General features: G+C 62.7%; 4 protein-coding genes and 1 pseudogene. All 5 read right to left on the bottom strand.

Annotation, left to right across the window (positions count from 1 at the left end; genetic code table 11):
* A partial coding sequence (rplF, locus tag CHB74_RS21410; RefSeq protein WP_089221474.1) for a 50S ribosomal protein L6 occupies positions 1-420 on the bottom strand: 420 nt, incomplete at its 3' end.
* On the bottom strand, positions 420-815 hold the full coding sequence (gene rpsH, locus CHB74_RS21405; protein ID WP_089221473.1) for a 30S ribosomal protein S8: 396 nt from the start codon (positions 813-815) through the stop codon (positions 420-422). The genes rpsH and rplF, both read right to left, overlap by 1 nt.
* 10 nt (positions 816-825) lie before the next feature.
* Positions 826-1,131, bottom strand: coding sequence for a 30S ribosomal protein S14 (gene rpsN / locus CHB74_RS21400; RefSeq protein WP_089221472.1), 306 nt, complete (start codon positions 1,129-1,131; stop codon positions 826-828).
* A 50-nt stretch (positions 1,132-1,181) separates the two neighbouring features.
* Positions 1,182-1,763, bottom strand: a complete 582-nt coding sequence (rplE, locus tag CHB74_RS21395; protein WP_089221471.1) for a 50S ribosomal protein L5 — start codon at positions 1,761-1,763, stop codon at positions 1,182-1,184.
* A pseudogene (locus tag CHB74_RS21390) lies at positions 1,756-1,885 on the bottom strand (50S ribosomal protein L24); the annotation flags it as partial. The pseudogene CHB74_RS21390 and the gene rplE, both read right to left, overlap by 8 nt.

Here is a 1,885-nt window from a genome sequence, read left to right as displayed (position 1 = left end):
CTTCTGCTTGTCGATGCCGCTGATCTGGACGGTCGTCTGATCCGGCGTCACGATCGTGATGCCTTCCGGCACCGCGAAATCGACGTCGTGGCTGTAGCCGAGCTGCAGCTTCAGGTTCTTGCCCTGAAGGTTGGCGCGGTAGCCGACGCCCGTGATCTGCAGGGTCTTGGAGAAACCCTCGGTCACGCCCGTCACCAGATTCTGCACCAGCGAACGCTGCATGCCCCAGAACGAGCGCGCGCGCTTGGTCTGGTTGGCCGGCTGGACGGCGATCTGGCCGTCCTCGATGGCATAGGTCACTTCGGCGGCTAGCGGGATCGACAGGGTGCCCTTGGGCCCCTTCACCGAAAGCTGACCGGCTTCGATCGTGGCCGTCACGCCCGCAGGCACGACGACCGGCTTCTTACCAGTGCGGCTCATCAGAAGACCTCCGCAAGGATCTCGCCGCCAACATTCTGCTCGCGCGCTTCCGCGTCGGAGAGAACGCCCTTCGGCGTCGAGACGATGGTGATGCCGAGGCCGTTGCGGATACGCGGCAGCTCCTTGGAGCCCGAGTAGACGCGGCGGCCAGGCTTCGAGACGCGGGCGACATGCTGGATCGCCGGCTGGCCCTCGAAATACTTCAGTTCAATGCGCAGGCCATCGTGGCCGGCAACCTGTTCCGCGCTGTAGCCACGGATATAGCCTTCACGCTGCAGCACGTCGAGGACGCGGGCACGCAGCTTGGACGCCGGCGAAAGGACGCTGTCCTTGCGCGCGCGCTGGCCGTTACGGATGCGGGTGAGCAGATCACCCAAAGGATCGGTCAGAGCCATATTCGGTTCCTTACCAGCTCGACTTCGTGACGCCCGGGATCAGGCCCTTGTTGGCCAGATCGCGAAGCTGGACACGGCACAGCCGGAACTTGCGGTAGTAAGCGCGCGGGCGCCCGGTCAGTTCGCAGCGGTTGCGCACCCGGGTCGGGTTCGCATTGCGGGGCAGCTCGGCGAGCTTCAGGCGCGCAATCAGGCGCTCCGTCTCGTCCTTGCCTTCGTCAGCCGCGATCGCCTTGAGGCGCGCATACTTGCCAGCATACTGCTTGACGAGCTTCTTGCGCTTCTCGTTCTTGTTGATCGAACTCAGTTTCGCCATGACTTAAGTTCTCTTTCCTTATCGGATCGAGCCTGTCTCCATGAGGAGGATCAGGCCGCCTTCTTTTCTTCGGTAACCGGCTGCGGGAACGGGAAGCCGAACAGACGAAGCAGCTCGCGCGCTTCCTCGTCGGTCTTCGCGGTCGTCGCAACGATCACGTCCATGCCGCGGATCTTGTCGATCTTGTCGTAGCTGATTTCCGGGAAGATCAGCTGTTCCTTCAGGCCCGTAGCATAATTGCCACGGCCGTCGAACGACTTGTCGGACAGGCCACGGAAGTCGCGGACGCGCGGCAGGGCGATGGTCACGAAGCGGTCGAGGAACTCGTACATCCGCTCGCTACGCAGCGTCACCTTGCAGCCCACCGGCATGCCTTCACGCAGCTTGAACTGCGCGATCGACTTCTTGGCCTTGGTGATGACGGCCTTCTGGCCGGCAATCGCGGTCATTTCCTGAGCCGCGATCTCGACCTTCTTCTTGTCCTGGGTCGCCTCGCCGACGCCCATGTTCAGCACGATCTTCTCGAGCTTGGGCACCTGCATCGGGTTGGTGTAACCGAACTTTTCGGTCATCGCCTTCACAATGCTGTCTTCATACAGCTTGCGCAGGCGCGGCTTGTACTGATCAGCCATTGATCTGCTCCCCGGACTTCACGGCCACGCGGACCTTCTTGCCGTCCTTGATTTCGAAGCGGACGCGCGTCGGCTTGCCGTCGGCGGTCACGTGCGCGACCTTCGAGACATGCATCGGCGCT

The organism is Edaphosphingomonas laterariae (assembly GCF_900188165.1).
Classification (GTDB): Bacteria; Pseudomonadota; Alphaproteobacteria; order Sphingomonadales; family Sphingomonadaceae; genus Sphingomonas_E; species Sphingomonas_E laterariae.
The sequence above is the reverse complement of the archived record's forward strand: the minus strand, read 5'-3'. Positions and strand labels throughout refer to the sequence as shown.

Bases quoted from the DNA above. Each gene is read 5' to 3' on its own strand.
- rpsH (WP_089221473.1), bottom strand. From the start codon at position 815: ATGGCTCTGACCGATCCTTTGGGTGATCTGCTCACCCGCATCCGTAAC.
- rpsN (WP_089221472.1), bottom strand. From the start codon at position 1,131: ATGGCGAAACTGAGTTCGATCAACAAGAACGAGAAGCGCAAGAAGCTC.
- rplE (WP_089221471.1), bottom strand. From the start codon at position 1,763: ATGGCTGATCAGTACAAGCCGCGCCTGCGCAAGCTGTATGAAGACAGC.